The following is a 15,328-nucleotide window of genomic DNA, read 5'->3' as shown; positions in this document are numbered from 1 at the left end:
CCGAAAGACTTCTGGGAGGAAGATCATGACGCCCGTTTCCTATCGTCTCGAAGCGTCCTGGCAGCCGGATGGCGGTGCATTTGGCCGGTTCACCTTCACGCTCTTCAATTTTTCGCAAGCGTCGCTCACGGGCTTTCGGCTGGTCTATACCTCGCTGACGCGTGTCATCGTGCCGGAGGCCTGCGATAACGCCACTTTCCTGCGCCGCAACGCCAACTTTCACGAATTCGCGCCACCCGCCGGGCTGACGCTTGGCCCCGGCGAATGCTGGACGTTCACGGTGAGTGGCCTGCATCGGCAGGCAAGGCACTGCACTGATGGTGCGAAGTCGGCCTACCTCACACTTTCCAACGGCGAGCATGTGCCAGTCGCCGTCTCCGATCTGCTGCTGGAGAATGCGGCCAGCGAACCGCCGCCGGCCCGTTTGCCGCAAGGCAGGCTCGATCTGCCGTTTTCAATGCAGCCGTGGCCAGCGCATGTCGACGCGTGGGCCGGCGACAGCTTTCCTGTTGTGCTTTATCCAACATCGGGTGCGGCGTCCGACGATGTGGCCGCCGTCGGCAGCGTACTTGCGCTCTTTCACCGCCTGTTCTCAGCGGGTCACGCGCCCTTTAGCCTTGTCGGCTCCGGGCAGGGTAGGCCAATTGCTTTCACGAAGAATGCAGCACTCGCCCCCGAAGCCTACGAACTTGCGTTCTCGACCAAGGAGATCCGCCTGGCCTATGGCGGTGCAGCCGGCCGGCAATACGCGCTGACGACCTTGGCGCAGCTCATGAACGGCGCGCGCACGCATCCAGACCTGTTCCGCTTTCCCGCGCAGGGCACGATTTCCGATGCGCCGCGCTATGGCTGGCGCGGCTGCCATCTCGACGTGTCGCGGCAATTTTATCCGACGTCGGACATTTCCCGCCTCATCGATATTCTTGCCTGGTTCAAGCTGAACATCTTCCATTGGCATCTGACCGACGACGAGGCCTGGCGGCTTGAGATCAAGGCGTTTCCTGCTTTGACGACGCTCGGTGTCATGCGCGGTCCCGATGAACCTCTGTTGCCGCAACTCGGCAATGGCGCAGAACCGACCGGTGGGTTCTACAGCCATGCCGATGTGAAAGCTCTGGTCGCGCAGGCCTCCGCTCTTAACGTCGAGATCGTGCCCGAGATCGACATTCCCGGCCACAGCGCGGCCACGCTCGTTGCCCTGCCTGATCTGACGGATGGTCAGGAGGCGCCGGAGAGCTATCATTCGGTTCAGGGCTACCCGAACAATGCACTCAACCCGGCGATCGCCTTTACCTATGATTTCCTCGAGAAGGTGTTCGACGAAATCGTCGAGCTGTTCCCGAGCCAGTATATCCATATCGGCGGCGACGAGGTTGCCAACGGTTCCTGGCTTGCCTCTCCACTGGCGAAGAAGCTGATGGAAAAGGAGGGCCTTTCCGGCACCTTCGCGCTGCAATCCTTCTTCCTGAAGAGGGTCAAGCAGATGCTGACGGCCCGCGGCCGCAAGCTTGCCGGGTGGAACGAGGTCGCCCATGGCGGCGGCGTCTCGACCGAGGACACCTTGCTAATGGCGTGGGAGCGGCCGGAGGTCGGCATCGACCTCGCGCGCGAAGGCTATGACGTCGTCATGACTCCCGGCCAGGCCTATTACCTCGACATGGCGCAGGCCGACGCCTGGCAGGAGCCAGGCGCGAGTTGGGCCGGGACGGCGACGCCGGCGCATACCTACGGCTACGAGGCCGAAGGCGAGTTTCCGGAAGAGCTGAAGGCCCGCATGAAGGGCGTCCAGGCCTGCATCTGGTCGGAGCATTTCCTGTCGCATGGCTATTTCAACCATCTTGTCTTCCCGAGACTTTGTGCGATCGCCGAAGCCGCATGGACCCCGAAATCCGCTAAGGACTGGCAGCGCTTTGCCGCGATCGCACCCTTGAGCCCAAAACTGTGACAGGAGCTTTTATGCGCATTGCCGTCGGCGGTATCCATACGGAGTGCAGCACCTATTCGCCGGTGCTGATGGTTCCTGAGGATTTTCGGGTGTTACGTGGCGCGGATCTGCTGCAGGCGGAGTATTTCGATTTTCTCGACGCTGACGGCATAGAGCATCTACCGCTCCTGCACGCCCGCGCCGTGCCCGGCGGGCCGGTGTCACGGCCGACCTATGACGCCTTCAAGGCGGAGTTTCTCGACCGGTTGCAGCAGGTGATGCCAATCGACGGTCTCTATCTCGCCATGCACGGGGCGATCAAGGTCGACGGCATGGAGGATGCGGAGGGGGATTGGATCTCTGCCGCTCGAGCCGTCGTCGGGCCGGACTGCCCGATCGCCACCAGCTATGATCTGCACGGCAATGTCAGTCAGCGCATCATCGACCAGATCGATATCTTTGCGGGCTATCGCACGGCGCCGCACATCGATACGCGCGAAACGATGATCCGTGCCTGGACGATGCTCGTTTCGGCGCTGCGCAGCGGCACGCTCCCGGGCGTCGCGTGGGCCAAGATTCCCGTGCTGCTGCCGGGGGAATGTACCTCGACGGAGGACGAACCGGCCAAAAGCCTCTACCGGCAGCTGCCCGATATCGACGGGCGACCGGGTGTGCTCGATGCCAACCTGATGGTCGGTTACGTCTGGGCGGACGAGCCGCGTGCAACGGCCTGCGCCGTGATTACCGCGACAGATCGGGCTGCTGCGGAGCAGGCGGCCGTCGACATCGCGGCAGCATACTGGGCAGGGCGTCGCAACTTCCGCTTCGGTCCGGTGACGGGCTCGCTCGACGCCATGCTTGATATCGCCGAAAAGGCGACGACAACCCCCATCATCCTTGCCGATTCCGGCGACAACCCGACCGGCGGCGGTGTCGGCGACAGAGCGGATGTCCTGAAAGCCCTGCTTGCGCGGCGGTGGCGCGGCGCACTGATCGCCGGTATCGCCGATCGTCCCGCAGTCGACGCCTGCTTTGCTGCCGGCGTGGGCGAAAATCTGATGCTGAAGATCGGCGGCAGCCTCGATCCGGCAAGCCCGGTTGCCGAGATGCTGGTGGAAGTCGTGCGGCTTGATGATCCCGGTCCGGAAAAGGAGCGCCAGGCGGTCGTGCGTGTCGGTGCGATCGACATCGTGCTTTCGGCGCGACGCCGGCCCTATCACAACATCGAGGATTTCCGACGGCTGGGTCTCGACCCGCAATCGGTGCGGCTGCTGGTGGTCAAATCCGGCTATCTCTCGCCGGAGCTGGCGCCGATCGCCAACCCCAACCTGATGGCGTTGACCGATGGTGTCGTCAACCAGGACATCGCCCATCTTGCAAGCCTGCACCGCTTCCGTCCCGTCTTTCCCTTCGACCAGGAATTCGACTTTACGCCTGAGGCAAAACTCTCGGCGCGCTGGGCGGAATCGGTGTAAGCAGTTCCCCGCAATACAACCGCCGGTGCGACCTGCCGGCGCCAAGCTTCCCCCTGACATCGCTTCCTTCGTGGGCGTGCATCATTATGACTTCGTCGCTTTTCAGCGCCATGCGCAACCCTTCGATCCGGGTCAGCATGCTGGCGATCTTTCTTTTCGGCTTCGCCGGGGCAGCTACGTCGCCCTATCAATCCGTGGTCGGCATCAACGAATTGGGCCTGAGTGACGGGCTCTATTCGCTTCTCATTCTGATAGCCGCGACGGTAAACGTCATCGTCAGCGTTTCAATCGGCATCCTTGCCGATCGCATAGGCAATTATCGTGTGCTGATGTCGACCGCGATCCTGTTCGGCGTGGTCGGCTACGGCATCGTCTATGTCCTGCCGTATCAATCGAGCTTTGTCGTCAGCGTGCTTCTGTTCCTGCCGATCTACGGCGCCCTCTACACGCTGCTCTTTGCCAATGTGCGCAGTGTCGCCCGACGCATGAGTGGACAGGATGCCGGCGCCTTGACGACCGGTGCGCGCGCGGCGATCTCGCTTGCCTGGGTGTTGGTGCCGGGGCTGGTGGGCTTTGCGCTCGCCGGCGGCAAGAGCATGCTTCCCGCCTATCTGCTTGCCAGTCTCGGATGCGCGGCCAACCTGCTCCTGGTCTTTTTCTCCATGCCGAACGAGCGTGGCGTCGATCCGGGCCAGGGCAGGCGCCTTTCCTATTGGACGTCCTTCGGCGAGATCCTCGCGCCGCGCATCTTCGCCCGGGTGGTTGCAGTGGCGATGATCACCTCGACATTGCATATCAACGCGGCTGTACTGCCGTTGATCGTGACCGATGCCGTCGGCGGCAGCGTCACGGATATCGGCATCATCGTCGGCGTCGTCGCGTTCCTCGAGGTGGTCTTCATCCTCGTTTGGGCGCGCATCCAGGTGAACCTGCCGCCAGCCAAGGCGCTGGCGCTCGGTACCGTCATCTATATCGGCTACATGGTCCTGCTTGGGCTGTCGTCGGCGCCGTGGCACATCTATGCGCTGACGCTGATCAGCGCCTTTGGCGCTGCCGCACTCATCACGATCCCCATTACCTACCTGCAGGAACTGATCGCCGACCGCCCGGGGCTCGGAAGCTCGCTGATCTCGGTCAACATCTTCATGAGCGGCGGTCTTTGTGCGGCCCTTTTTGCGCTCGGCACACGCCTCAGCGATTATTCCGGAACTGCACTTCTTGGGGGTCTCGGCGGACTAGCAGGCCTCGGGCTGCTGCTCTTCCTCGAAGGGGGCAGCCCGAAATCCGCGGCCGCACCGTGAGAGCGAGAGGAAGGGGCGCCGGATCGGCGCCCCAATGTCTTCGTCAATTGCCGAGAATGCCGGGCAGGCGCAGGCCCTTGTCCTTGGCGCAGTCGAGCGCGATGTCGTAACCGGCGTCGGCGTGGCGCATGACGCCGGTTGCCGGGTCGTTCCAAAGAACCCGCTCGACGCGACGTGCGGCCTCGTCCGAGCCGTCGCAGCAGATGACGACGCCGGAATGCTGCGAGAAGCCCATGCCAACGCCGCCGCCATGATGCAGCGACACCCAGGTGGCGCCAGAGGCGGTGTTGAGCAGGGCGTTGAGCAGCGGCCAGTCGGAGACGGCATCGGAGCCGTCCTTCATCGCTTCGGTCTCGCGGTTCGGCGAGGCGACCGAGCCGGAATCGAGGTGGTCGCGACCGATGACGACAGGGGCCTTGAGCTCGCCATTTCTGACCATCTCGTTGAAGGCGAGGCCAAGGCGATGACGATCACCGAGGCCGACCCAGCAAATGCGCGCCGGCAGGCCCTGGAACGAGATGCGCTCGCGCGCCATGTCGAGCCAGTTGTGCAGGTGGGTGTTGCCAGGGGTCAGTTCCTTGACCTTCGCATCCGTCTTGTAGATGTCCTCAGGGTCGCCGGAGAGTGCGGCCCAGCGGAACGGACCGATACCGCGGCAAAAGAGCGGGCGAATATAGGCTGGTACGAAACCGGGGAAGGCGAAGGCGTTTTCGAGGCCCTCTTCCTTGGCGACTTGGCGGATGTTGTTGCCGTAGTCGAAGGTCGGGATGCCCATGTCCTGGAAGGCGATCATGGCTTCGACATGTTCGCGCATCGAGGCGCGCGCAGCCTTTTCGACAGCCTTCGGGTCGCTCTCGCGCTTTGCCTTCCACTCGGCCATGGTCCAACCCTTGGGCAGGTAGCCGTTGACCGGATCGTGCGCCGAGGTCTGGTCGGTGACCATGTCAGGGCGGATGCCGCGGCGAACCATTTCCGGCAGGATTTCGGCGGTGTTGCCGAGCAGGCCGACGGACTTGGCTTCGCCGTTCTTGGTCCAGCGGGCGATCATTTCCATCGCCTCGTCGAGCGTCTCTGCCTTTTCATCGACGTAGCGGGTGCGAAGGCGGAAGTCGATCGAGTCCGGATTGCACTCGACGGCGAGGCACGACGCGCCGGCCATGACGGCGGCCAGAGGCTGCGCGCCGCCCATGCCGCCGAGACCGCCCGTCAGCACCCACTTGCCCTTAAGACTGCCGCCATAATGCTGGCGGCCGGCCTCGACGAAGGTTTCGTAGGTGCCCTGAACGATGCCCTGCGTGCCGATGTAGATCCAAGAGCCGGCCGTCATCTGGCCGTACATCGCCAGACCCTTCTTATCCAGCTCGTTGAAGTGGTCCCAAGTGGCCCAATGCGGCACCAGGTTGGAGTTGGCGATCAGAACGCGCGGCGCATCCTTATGGGTGCGGAAGACGCCGACCGGCTTGCCGGACTGCACCAGCAGGGTCTCGTCCTCGTTGAGGTCCTTCAGGGTTTCGACGATCTTGTCGAAGTCGGCCCAGGTGCGGGCGGCGCGGCCGATGCCGCCATAGACCACCAGCTCATGCGGGTTTTCCGCGACGTTCGGGTCGAGGTTGTTCATCAGCATGCGCAGCGGCGCTTCGGTCATCCAGCTCTTGGCGTTGAGCGTGGTGCCCTGCGGGGCGCGCACGTCGCGAATATTGTGGCGCGGATTGTTCATGGTCATGCCTCGCTCCCTGTCAGCGTTTTAAGGTCGAATGCGGTGTTTTCGATGCGTTGAAGAATGGCCCGAAGGGGCGCGCGCAGGCGCTCCGCCTTGCTCGCGTCGAGCACGAAAGGGGGCTCCTCGGCGGCAAGATGCGTCGATTGCGCCAGTTCCATCTGGATGGCGTGCACGCCGGTTTCCGGTCGCCCGTAATGGCGGGTCGTCCAGCCGCCCTTGAAACGGCCGTTGAGAATGCTCGTGTAGCCCTCGGCCGAGGCGGCGATATCAACGGCGGCCTTCTCGATGGCCGGCGCGCAGGTGCGGCCCATGTCCGTGCCGATGTTCAGGTCCGGCAGCTTGCCGTCGAACAGGAACGGGATATGCGAGCGGATGGAATGGCAGTCGTATACGACGGCGATGCCATGGATGGCCTTGACCCGCTCGATCTCCGCCAGAAACGCGGCGTGATAGGGCGCATGGAATTGGCGCAGGCGTTCTGCCGTGTCGGTCTCCGTCGGAGCCTCACCATCCTTCCAGATCGGCAACCCGTCAAAATCGGTCTCCGGAATGAGCCCGGTGGTATTCTGCCCGGGATATAGGCTCACATTTTCCGGATCGCGATTGGCATCGATCACGTAGCGGTGAAAGGTGGCGCGGACGACCGTGGCGTCCGGCAGCAAGCCTTCATAGAGCTTGTGAATGTGCCAGTCGGTGTCGGCAAGCAGGCGCCCGGTGTCGTTGAGACGCTCCCAGATCTCCGTTGGCACATCCGTACCGGTGTGCGGAAAGCCGAGGATGACGGGTGAGGTGCCCTGGCGGACTTCGAAAACGCTCATCTCAAGCCTCCAGCTTCGGAAGAATGCCGGCAGAAACAGCCGCGTTCAGCGTGCCAGCAGCGATCAGCTCGCCGGCAGCCTGCAGATCATCGGCGAGGTAGCGGTCCTCTTCGATCGCCGGCGAAACCGCGCGCAGAGCTGCGGCTGCCTTTTGCAGCTCGGGGCTTGTGGCCAATGGCGCGCGGAACTCGACGCCCTGGACGGCTGTCAGCGCCTCGATGCCGACGATCGAGAACAGGTTGTCGGTCATCTGCAGCAGGCGGCGTGCGCCATGGCAGGCCATCGACACATGGTCTTCCTGATTGGCCGACGTCGGCGTGGAGTCGACGGAGGCCGGATGCGAAAGCTGCTTGTTTTCCGACATCAATGCGGCCGACGTCACCTCGGCGATCATCAGGCCGGAGTTGAGGCCCGGCTTCTTGGCGAGAAAGGCCGGAAGGCCGTAGGACAAGGCAGGATCGACAAGCAGCGCGATGCGCCGCTGCGAAATCGCCCCGATCTCGCAGACCGCAAGCGCGATCTGGTCGGCCGCAAACGCCACGGGCTCGGCATGGAAATTGCCGCCGGAGACGACGGAATTGTCGGAGAGCACGAGCGGGTTGTCGGTAACGGCATTCGCCTCGATTTCGAGGGTGCGCGCAACCGAGCGCAACAGGTCGAGGCAGGCACCGTCCACCTGTGGTTGGCAGCGAATGCAATAGGGATCCTGCACCCGCTCGTCGCCTTCGATATGGCTTTCGCGAATGGCGGAGCCCGATAGCAGCGCGCGAAGGGCGGCGGCGGTATCGATCTGGCCCTGATGGCCACGAAGGGTATGAATGTCCGGATGGAAGGGCGCAGACGAGCCCATCGCCGCATCGGTCGACATCGCGCCTGTGACCAGCGCCGCCTGGGCGGCCCGGTGGGTGCGGAAGAGGCCGGCGAGCGCAAGCGCAGTGGAGGTCTGCGTGCCGTTGATCAGCGCCAGTCCTTCCTTCGCGGCAAGCACGACCGGCGTCAGGCCGGCTTTCGCAAGGGCCTGCGCGCCGGACATGCGGCTGCCTTCAAAGAACGCCTCGCCGTGTCCCATCATGACGGCCGCCATATGGGCGAGCGGCGCCAGATCGCCGGATGCACCGACCGAGCCCTTTTCCGGGATGACCGGGATCACGCCCTTGTCGAGCATCGCCTCGATCAGGCGCACCAGTTCGAGCCGCACGCCGGATGCGCCACGGCCGAGAGAAACGAGTTTCAGCGACAGGATCAGGCGGACGATGTTTTCGGCGAGCGGCTGACCGACGCCGCAGCAATGCGACAGGATCAGGTTGCGCTGCAAGGTGGCAACATCGGCGCTGTCGATCTTGATCGACGCCAGTTTGCCGAAGCCGGTGTTGATGCCATAGACAGGCGCGTTGCCAGCGACGATCTCGGCAATGCGCTTGGCTGCCTTCTCGATGCCAGCGTCGAACGACGGATGCAGGCGGGCAGGCTCGCCGGTCCAATAGATGGTCTCGAGGTCCTTCAGCGGAACCGAGCCCGGATGCAGAATGATGGTCATAGACCGGTCCTTTCGCCCCTAAAGATGCGCAGATGAAGTGGATTGAAGCCGATGCGGTAAACGAGCTCGGCCGGATCCTCGATGTTCCAGAGTGCGAGGTCGGCAGATTTGCCGACTTCGATAGTGCCGGTTTCGGGGAGAAGCCCGAGCGCACGTGCCGCCTCGCGGGTGACGCCGGCGAGGCACTCGGCGATCGTCAGCCGGAAGAATGTTGCCGACATGTTCATGGTGAGTAGCAGCGAGGTCAGCGGCGAGGTGCCGGGATTGCAGTCCGTCGCGATGGCAATATGCGCACCGGCCGCGCGCAGTGCTTCGACCGGCGGTAGCTGCTTCTCGCGCAGCGCGTAAAACGCGCCGGGGAGCAGCACGGCAACAGTGCCCGATTTGGCTATAGCCTGCGCGCCGTCAGCATCAAGATATTCGAGATGGTCCGCAGACAATGCGCCGTAGGAGGCGGCAAGCTTGGCGCCGCCGAGGTTCGAAAGCTGTTCGGCATGCAGCTTGACCGGCAGGCCGAGGGCCTTGGCACGGTCGAAGACGCGGGCGATCTCGGCGGTCGAAAAGGCAATGCCTTCGCAAAAGCCGTCGACGGCATCGACCAGCCCCTCGGCGTGGGCGGCATCAAGGCCTGGTAGCACCACTTCGGCAATGTAGTCGTCGTTGCGCCCCTTGTATTCGGAGGGTGTCGCGTGCGCTGCCAGATAGCTTGTAACGACCCGAACCTGACGTTTGTCGCCAAGCTTGCGCGCGGCGCGCAACATGTTGAGTTCGGCATCAATATTGAGGCCATAGCCGGACTTGATCTCGACCGTCGAAACGCCTTCGGCCAGGAGGGTGTCGAGCCGCGGCAGGGCGCTCTCGACGAGCGCGTTGACGGAGAGCGCATTGGTCGCCTTGACCGAGGAGACGATGCCACCGCCGGCGCGAGCGATTTCCTCATAGGACGCACCTTCGAGCCGCATCTGGAATTCGCGCGCGCGGTTGCCGCCGTGGACGAGGTGCGTGTGGCAGTCGATGAAGGCGGGCGTCATCACCCGGCCTTCGCAATCCGTGGCTTCAAGTGTGCGGGACAGATCGGTGGGAAGGTCGCTCTCGGCACCGGCAAAGGCGATGCGTCCGTCGACGACAGCCACCGCGCCTTTTTCGACCATGCCGAGGCCGTCTCGATCGGGACGCAGGGTCGCAAGGCGGAGATTGCGCCAGATGCCGGACGCGTTTGCGTTGGTCGAAAATTGACTCATCAGCCGATCCCCTTTCGTTGGATATAATGTATATACATAATAATCGTCTCGACAAGAGAAAAATTGGCTTGCCGTTGGAAAAAGGAAGGGGACGGCGCAAGGGATTGATGCTGAACGACGGGGTTCAAACGCAAAAGACCCCGGAGTTCCGGGGTCTTTCAAAATGGCGTCGATGAAAACTCGCCGTTCAGGCCGGATGGACGGCACTCATGCGCAATCGCTCGACGAGGTCGACGAAGCGACGCCCGGCAACTTCAAGGCGACCGCTGTTGTCGATGAGCGTGACGTCCGGCCCCGATGTAACATCAGGCACCTGTCGGGAGAGCCGGCGCAGCACATCCTCTTCGCTTTCGCGCCCGCGCTCGGCAAGACGCTTGGCAAGGACGGCCGGTTCGGCTGTGATCACCGTGACGGCGATAGTGCCGAAGGCGGCGCGGAATGCCGGCAGGGCGCTGCGGCTGCCGTTGACGATTGCCGTGGCACCGTTTTCGACATTGCGGCGAACGTCTTCGGGAATGCCGTATTTCAGGCCATGCGCATCCCAGGACACGGCGAAGGCTCCTGCCTGCTCCATGTCGACGAACTCCGCGAGCGAAACGCTTTCATGCACCTCGCTCCCGGCGTCCGACGGCCGCGTGATCACGCGGCGAACGAAGTGGATATCGGCGCAATCGGAAAAGTGCCGGGCGGCAAAGCCCATAACACTGTCCTTGCCGGCCCCGCTCGGGCCGACGACGACGACGAGCGCGCCGCGTCTGAGTTCGACCTGGCTCATGCGACACGCCGACCTTCGCGCCAGACCGAACGCACCACCGGAATGCCTTCCTGCCGGTGGACACGCGCAATATCCGCGCGCAGGCCGACGGCGATGCGGCCACGATCGTCGAGCCCGACGGTGCGGGCAGGGGTGGCGCTGACCATGGCGATCGCCTTCGGCAGGTCGATGGCTTCAAGCTCGTCGGCCAGCACGAACGGCGCGTGGATCAGGCTGAAGGGCACATAATCCGACGAAAGCACGTCGAGCACGCCGCGGTCGGCAAGGTCGCGCGCTGCGATGTTGCCCGAATGCGACTTGCCGCGCACGATGTTCGGCGCGCCCATGAGCACGCTGAGGCCGGCGCGATGGGAGGCCTCGGCCGCCTCGAAGCTGGTCGGGAACTCGGCGAGCTTGATGCCGTAGCTGATCGATTCGTCCACATGGTCGATCGTGGCGTCATCATGGCTGGCGATGGTGATGCCGCGCTCGGCGCAGGCCTTGGCAAGTGCATCGCGGTGCGGGCCGGCATATTTCGCCGAAAGCGCCTGCTGGCGTTCGACGAACTTGTCGAACTCGGCATCCGACAGGCCGCGCTTGGATTTGTAGTAGAGCGTGTACTGGTCCATCGTCTGGAACTGGCGCTGCCCCGGCGCGTGGTCCATCAGCGAAACGAGCTTCACCTGCGGGTCGTTCTGGAAGTCCTCGTAGTGGTCGAGCACGTCGGAGGTCGAAACCTCGCAGCGCAGGTGGATCAGGTGGTCTGCACGTAGACGACCTTCCTGTTTGGCCTGGGCCAAGGCGTCGGCCATGCTGCGCATCTCGCCCTTCTGGAAACCGCCGTCTTCGTCCGAACCGAGGCGCAGACAATCGAAGACCGTGGTGATGCCCGACGTGACCACTTGGGCGTCGTGTGCCTGGATCGCGGCGATCTTCAGCCAGCGAACGCCGGGCCGCGGCGAATAGTGGGCCTCGAGATGGTCGGTATGCAGTTCGATCAGGCCGGGGAGCAGATAGTCGCCTTCGAAGTCTTCGCCGGTGCTGGTGGTGCCCTTCGAGATATCGGCGATCTTGCCGTCGCGGATCAGCACCGAGCCGTCGAGGATGCTGTCCTCGAGAACGATGCGGGCGTTGGTCAGGACTTGTTCTTTGCTCATCTCATGCGATCTTTCGTTGTGTCGCGCCGCCCAGAGGCAGCAGGGAATGGACCAGAAACGGTGCGCCACGGTGCGGCTCGACGAAGAGCGCAACTGACGCAACGTCAAGCGGCTTGCCGATATGCTCGGAAAAGGTGCTCTCAAGCACTGTCCGCATGGTTGTCGTCGTCTCGGCCGGGACTGGCCCGGTCAGCGTCAAATGAAACTGGAATTCTTCAAAAACATAGGGATAGCCCCATTCTTTCAAGTATTCTCTCTGCCGCGACGGCAGTTTGTCCGGATTGCGCCGTGCCATATCCGTGTCCGACAGAGGCGCCCGAAACAGCTCGAAGGATTGTACCGCCTGCGCTGCGAAATCCTGCAGCGGCTCGCAATGGGTCGCAGAGACCAAGGCGAAGAATGGGCCAATCTGATGCAGCGTGAGTTCCGGTATCTCGAAAGGCTCGAGATCAGCGGCAAACCCTTCGAAGGCTGCGATCAGCTCGGCTTCGTTGCGGTCTTGGGCAAGAGCGAAGGGCGCCTTGAGGGTGCCGTGAAAGCCGTAGCGCCGAGGATCGGCGGTCAAAGCCTGTCGTGTGTCGGCATCGAGGCCGGCGAGAGCCGGAAGTTCGTTGGTCTGGCCGGTAAAGGCGTCACGGCCGAGCCAACGGGCTGCCGTCTGCGACAGCCGGTCGTCCGCCGGCGGCGCGAAGTAGATTGCATAACGCACGGTCTTCACTTTCTTGTATCGACCGGCCCGCCGGAACGGCGGGTCGATTGTTCGCGGGATGCGATGCGCAGCTAGCCGATTTCCATGACAACATCATGATGGCTACGGTGCAAAAGGCTCATTCTCGTCAATGCGTTTTCTGTCCGATCAGCCGCGAGCGGCAGGCGTTCGAGATGCTGTCGAAAATAAACACAACCAGCAAGATCAGAAGCACCATATAGGCGACATTTTCCCAATCCGAGTTGGTGCGCATCGCTTCCCAGAGTTTCAGGCCGATGCCGCCGGCGCCGACGGCACCGATAATCGTTGCCGAACGCGTGTTGGATTCCCAGAAATAGAGCGCCTGGCTGGCGAAGACCGGCAGCACCTGCGGCAGGACGCCGAACCGCTGGACGGCAAGCGGCGTGGCGCCGACGGATTTTACGCCTTCGCGCTGCTTGTCGTCGATGTTCTCCAGCGCCTCGGAGTAGAGCTTGCCCAAGGTCCCGGTGTCGGTGAAGAAGATTGCCGACATGCCGGCTAGCGGTCCCGGACCAAAGGCGCGCGTGAAGAACAATGCCCAGATGAACATGTCCACCGAACGCAGGAAGTCGAAGAAGCGCTTGACGATCTGGTTGGTCAGGAAATTCGGGGTGATGTTGCGCGCTGCCAGGAAGCAGAGCGGGAACGCCACCAGCGACGCGAAAAGCGTGCCGACGAAGGCCATGACCACGGTCTGCATCAGCTTGGTCCACACGTCCAGATGTTGCCATTCGGCGTTGAAGAGGATGTTGTTCCAGGCGAGCGACAGGTTCGAACGCGCGGGATCTATGCGCTCGCCGCTCGTGATCAGCGAAAGCACGTCGCCATAGCTCTTGCCGAAGAAGGGCGAGTTGGTGTCGAAGAGGAAATTGGCCCAGCCGAAGAAGCGATTGCGGATCGAGACATCGTCACCTTCGACGTCGGCCCAACCGGTCGCCCCGAAGGCGAGCGTGATCTTTTCACCGGGGCGTTTCTGCGTGGCCCACGCGGGGAGCGCACCCTGAGGCGTTACCGTGTCCTGGCCATCGACGGCCATGGTCAGCGTCTCACCGCGATGAGTTGCCTTGACGAGGCCAGCGGCAATTTCAATCTTCGTCGAGCGGTCATAGGTGATGACGGCCCTGGTGATGATCTCCTCGGTCCGCGTCTCGACGCGGTTCTGTTCGGTTGCCGTGCTGGCTGTGCCGAGCGCTGCACCCGGCGCCATGAAGCTGAACGACGACGACGACGTCTTCGGTTTTGCAGTCTGCGCGGTAGCAGCCGGCAATTCGACTATCCGCGTCACGGTTTCCTTGTCGAGTTCCACCCATGCCGGATTGGGATTGTGCCCGAGCGGCGAGTTGCGTTGGTAATCGAGCGTCATCGTTTTATCGCGGGCGATCTTGATCTCGGGGCGAACCTCGTAAGAGACCCAATCGGCGAGATAGGTTCCGGCAATACCCCAATTGGCGTTACCCAGAACGTGGCCGATCGAAAAGAACCACCAGCTGAAGATGAGATAGGCGACGAGGCCGACACTGATGAGGATCGTGCGCAGGCGCTTGTTCGAGGAACCCCGCAGCAGATGCGGGTGGCGCAATGCGATCGCATCCATTTCGAGAGCGCTGAGTCTGGTCGTAGAGGTCATGATGCGCACCTACTGGGCAAGCTGGAAGGCCTGGTCGCCGACGAGGCGACGGCGCAGCCATGCGGAAAACTGGTCGACGGCGAAGATCGTTGCAAACAGCAGGATGACGATCGCCAATGTCTTTGCCTGATGGCCCTGGCCGATTGACAGACGCAGCAGCTCGCCGATGCCGCCGCCGCCGACGGCACCGATGATGGTGGAGGCGCGGACGTTGATCTCGAGACGCAGCAGGAAATAGCTGGCGAAATTGGGCAGCACCTGCGGCACCATGCCGAACCAGACCCGTTCGATCCAGTTGCCGCCGGCGGCGCGCAGACCCTCGTCCGGCTTCATGTCGGCGTTCTCGACCACCTCGAAGAACAGCTTACCGAGGGCGCCGACGGTGTGGATCGAAACGGCGGCGATCGCCGGTATCGGCCCGAGCGAAAGGATCGCCAGGAAGAAGCCGGCGATGACCACTTCTGGAAAGGCGCGCAGGATTTCCATCAGCCGGCGCACGAAACCACGCACCCACGGATTGGGCATCAGGTTGCGGGCGGCGAGGAAACAGAAGATGAAGCCGAAGAAGGTGCCGATGACGGTCGAGAAGATCGCGATGTTCACGGTCTCCAGCATCTTGTGTACATATTCGGGGATGTAGAAGCTCTCGGTCAGGTAGAGCCGACCGTCGGGGTAGTTGTACTTGAAGCTGCCGTCGTCATAGGGCGAGGGCAGATCGAACATGGCGCGGAAGATTTCCAGACCGTCACGCGGCGCGAGATCGCCAACGAAATCGAAGAAGTGCGGCAGGCGGTCGAAGAATTTGCCGGCATTGGAATCGTTGGCAAACCAGAGCGAGCCGGAAAGGGCGAGCACTAGCACGGCGAAGCCGAGCCAGGAGTAAAGCCGGCGCCGGGAGTTCAATTCCTGCCAATGGCGCTCGACCAGCGCGCCGTTTTCACTCAGATGCCTCGGGAGCATGGAAGTTGCCATGAATGTTCCGGCAATGCCGGCCTCTGTCGACAGGCGCGCCAAGCGCCCTAGCAAAAAGGCGAACGCTGGCCG

At 63.0% G+C, this 15,328-nt stretch carries 12 protein-coding genes; 3 read left to right on the top strand and 9 right to left on the bottom strand.

All coding sequences use genetic code 11. The features are described from left to right. Positions 1-25 precede the first annotated feature (25 nt). The 3 genes from AC244_RS11660 (at position 26) to AC244_RS11650 (ending at position 4,700) form a co-directional block, all read left to right on the top strand. The gene (locus AC244_RS11660; protein WP_053248996.1) at positions 26-1,945 is read left to right on the top strand and encodes a beta-N-acetylhexosaminidase; all 1,920 of its coding nucleotides are present in this window, start codon (positions 26-28) and stop codon (positions 1,943-1,945) included. A gap of 11 nt (positions 1,946-1,956) precedes the next feature. Then, positions 1,957-3,399 (top strand): M81 family metallopeptidase, encoded by a 1,443-nt coding sequence (locus tag AC244_RS11655; RefSeq protein ID WP_053248995.1) that lies wholly within the window; start codon positions 1,957-1,959, stop codon positions 3,397-3,399. Positions 3,400-3,485: 86 nt separating this feature from the next. Then, on the top strand, positions 3,486-4,700 hold the full coding sequence (locus AC244_RS11650; protein WP_053248994.1) for an MFS transporter: 1,215 nt from the start codon (positions 3,486-3,488) through the stop codon (positions 4,698-4,700). Between the two features lie 43 nt (positions 4,701-4,743). Here the strand turns inward: AC244_RS11650 and hutU are convergent, their stop codons facing one another. From hutU to phnE (AC244_RS11605), 9 genes are all read right to left on the bottom strand, one after another. Then, positions 4,744-6,417, bottom strand: a complete 1,674-nt coding sequence (gene hutU, locus AC244_RS11645; RefSeq protein ID WP_053249129.1) for a urocanate hydratase — start codon at positions 6,415-6,417, stop codon at positions 4,744-4,746. Positions 6,418-6,419: 2 nt separating this feature from the next. After that, entirely contained in the window at positions 6,420-7,238 is an 819-nt protein-coding gene (gene hutG, locus AC244_RS11640) for an N-formylglutamate deformylase (protein WP_053248993.1), read from the bottom strand. Between the two features lies 1 nt (position 7,239). Then, positions 7,240-8,775, bottom strand: coding sequence for a histidine ammonia-lyase (gene hutH, locus AC244_RS11635; RefSeq protein WP_053248992.1), 1,536 nt, complete (start codon positions 8,773-8,775; stop codon positions 7,240-7,242). Next, the gene (hutI, locus tag AC244_RS11630) at positions 8,772-10,016 is read right to left on the bottom strand and encodes an imidazolonepropionase (protein ID WP_053248991.1); all 1,245 of its coding nucleotides are present in this window, start codon (positions 10,014-10,016) and stop codon (positions 8,772-8,774) included. Before hutI ends, hutH begins: the two co-directional genes overlap by 4 nt. A 187-nt stretch (positions 10,017-10,203) precedes the next feature. Further along, positions 10,204-10,791 carry a phosphonate metabolism protein/1,5-bisphosphokinase (PRPP-forming) PhnN gene (gene phnN / locus AC244_RS11625; RefSeq protein WP_053248990.1) on the bottom strand — a complete coding sequence of 196 codons (588 nt, stop codon included), beginning with the start codon at positions 10,789-10,791 and terminating at the stop codon, positions 10,204-10,206. Next, complete coding sequence (locus AC244_RS11620) at positions 10,788-11,927, bottom strand: alpha-D-ribose 1-methylphosphonate 5-triphosphate diphosphatase (protein ID WP_053248989.1); 1,140 nt, start codon at positions 11,925-11,927, stop codon at positions 10,788-10,790. The genes phnN and AC244_RS11620 overlap by 4 nt, the downstream gene beginning before the upstream one ends. Before the next feature lies 1 nt (position 11,928). Continuing rightward, the gene (locus AC244_RS11615) at positions 11,929-12,636 is read right to left on the bottom strand and encodes a DUF1045 domain-containing protein (protein WP_053248988.1); all 708 of its coding nucleotides are present in this window, start codon (positions 12,634-12,636) and stop codon (positions 11,929-11,931) included. Positions 12,637-12,763: 127 nt separating this feature from the next. Continuing rightward, positions 12,764-14,284 (bottom strand): phosphonate ABC transporter, permease protein PhnE, encoded by a 1,521-nt coding sequence (gene phnE, locus AC244_RS11610; RefSeq protein WP_053249128.1) that lies wholly within the window; start codon positions 14,282-14,284, stop codon positions 12,764-12,766. 9 nt (positions 14,285-14,293) lie between these two features. Next, positions 14,294-15,256 (bottom strand): phosphonate ABC transporter, permease protein PhnE, encoded by a 963-nt coding sequence (gene phnE / locus AC244_RS11605; RefSeq protein WP_053248987.1) that lies wholly within the window; start codon positions 15,254-15,256, stop codon positions 14,294-14,296. Positions 15,257-15,328 lie beyond the last annotated feature (72 nt).

It is taken from the genome of Ensifer adhaerens, from assembly GCF_001270265.1.
Taxonomy (GTDB): Bacteria; Pseudomonadota; Alphaproteobacteria; order Rhizobiales; family Rhizobiaceae; genus Ensifer; species Ensifer adhaerens_B.
This window is presented reverse-complemented; position numbering and strand designations above follow the sequence as displayed.

Excerpts from the sequence above, each read along its gene's own strand:
- AC244_RS11660 (WP_053248996.1), top strand. The coding sequence starts at position 26 with ATGACGCCCGTTTCCTATCGTCTCGAAGCGTCCTGGCAGCCGGATGGC.
- AC244_RS11655 (WP_053248995.1), top strand. The coding sequence starts at position 1,957 with ATGCGCATTGCCGTCGGCGGTATCCATACGGAGTGCAGCACCTATTCG.
- AC244_RS11650 (WP_053248994.1), top strand. The coding sequence starts at position 3,486 with ATGACTTCGTCGCTTTTCAGCGCCATGCGCAACCCTTCGATCCGGGTC.
- hutU (WP_053249129.1), bottom strand. The coding sequence starts at position 6,417 with ATGAACAATCCGCGCCACAATATTCGCGACGTGCGCGCCCCGCAGGGC.
- hutG (WP_053248993.1), bottom strand. The coding sequence starts at position 7,238 with ATGAGCGTTTTCGAAGTCCGCCAGGGCACCTCACCCGTCATCCTCGGC.
- hutH (WP_053248992.1), bottom strand. The coding sequence starts at position 8,775 with ATGACCATCATTCTGCATCCGGGCTCGGTTCCGCTGAAGGACCTCGAG.
- hutI (WP_053248991.1), bottom strand. The coding sequence starts at position 10,016 with ATGAGTCAATTTTCGACCAACGCAAACGCGTCCGGCATCTGGCGCAAT.
- phnN (WP_053248990.1), bottom strand. The coding sequence starts at position 10,791 with ATGAGCCAGGTCGAACTCAGACGCGGCGCGCTCGTCGTCGTCGTCGGC.
- AC244_RS11620 (WP_053248989.1), bottom strand. The coding sequence starts at position 11,927 with ATGAGCAAAGAACAAGTCCTGACCAACGCCCGCATCGTTCTCGAGGAC.
- phnE (WP_053249128.1), bottom strand. The coding sequence starts at position 14,284 with ATGACCTCTACGACCAGACTCAGCGCTCTCGAAATGGATGCGATCGCA.
- phnE (WP_053248987.1), bottom strand. The coding sequence starts at position 15,256 with ATGGCAACTTCCATGCTCCCGAGGCATCTGAGTGAAAACGGCGCGCTG.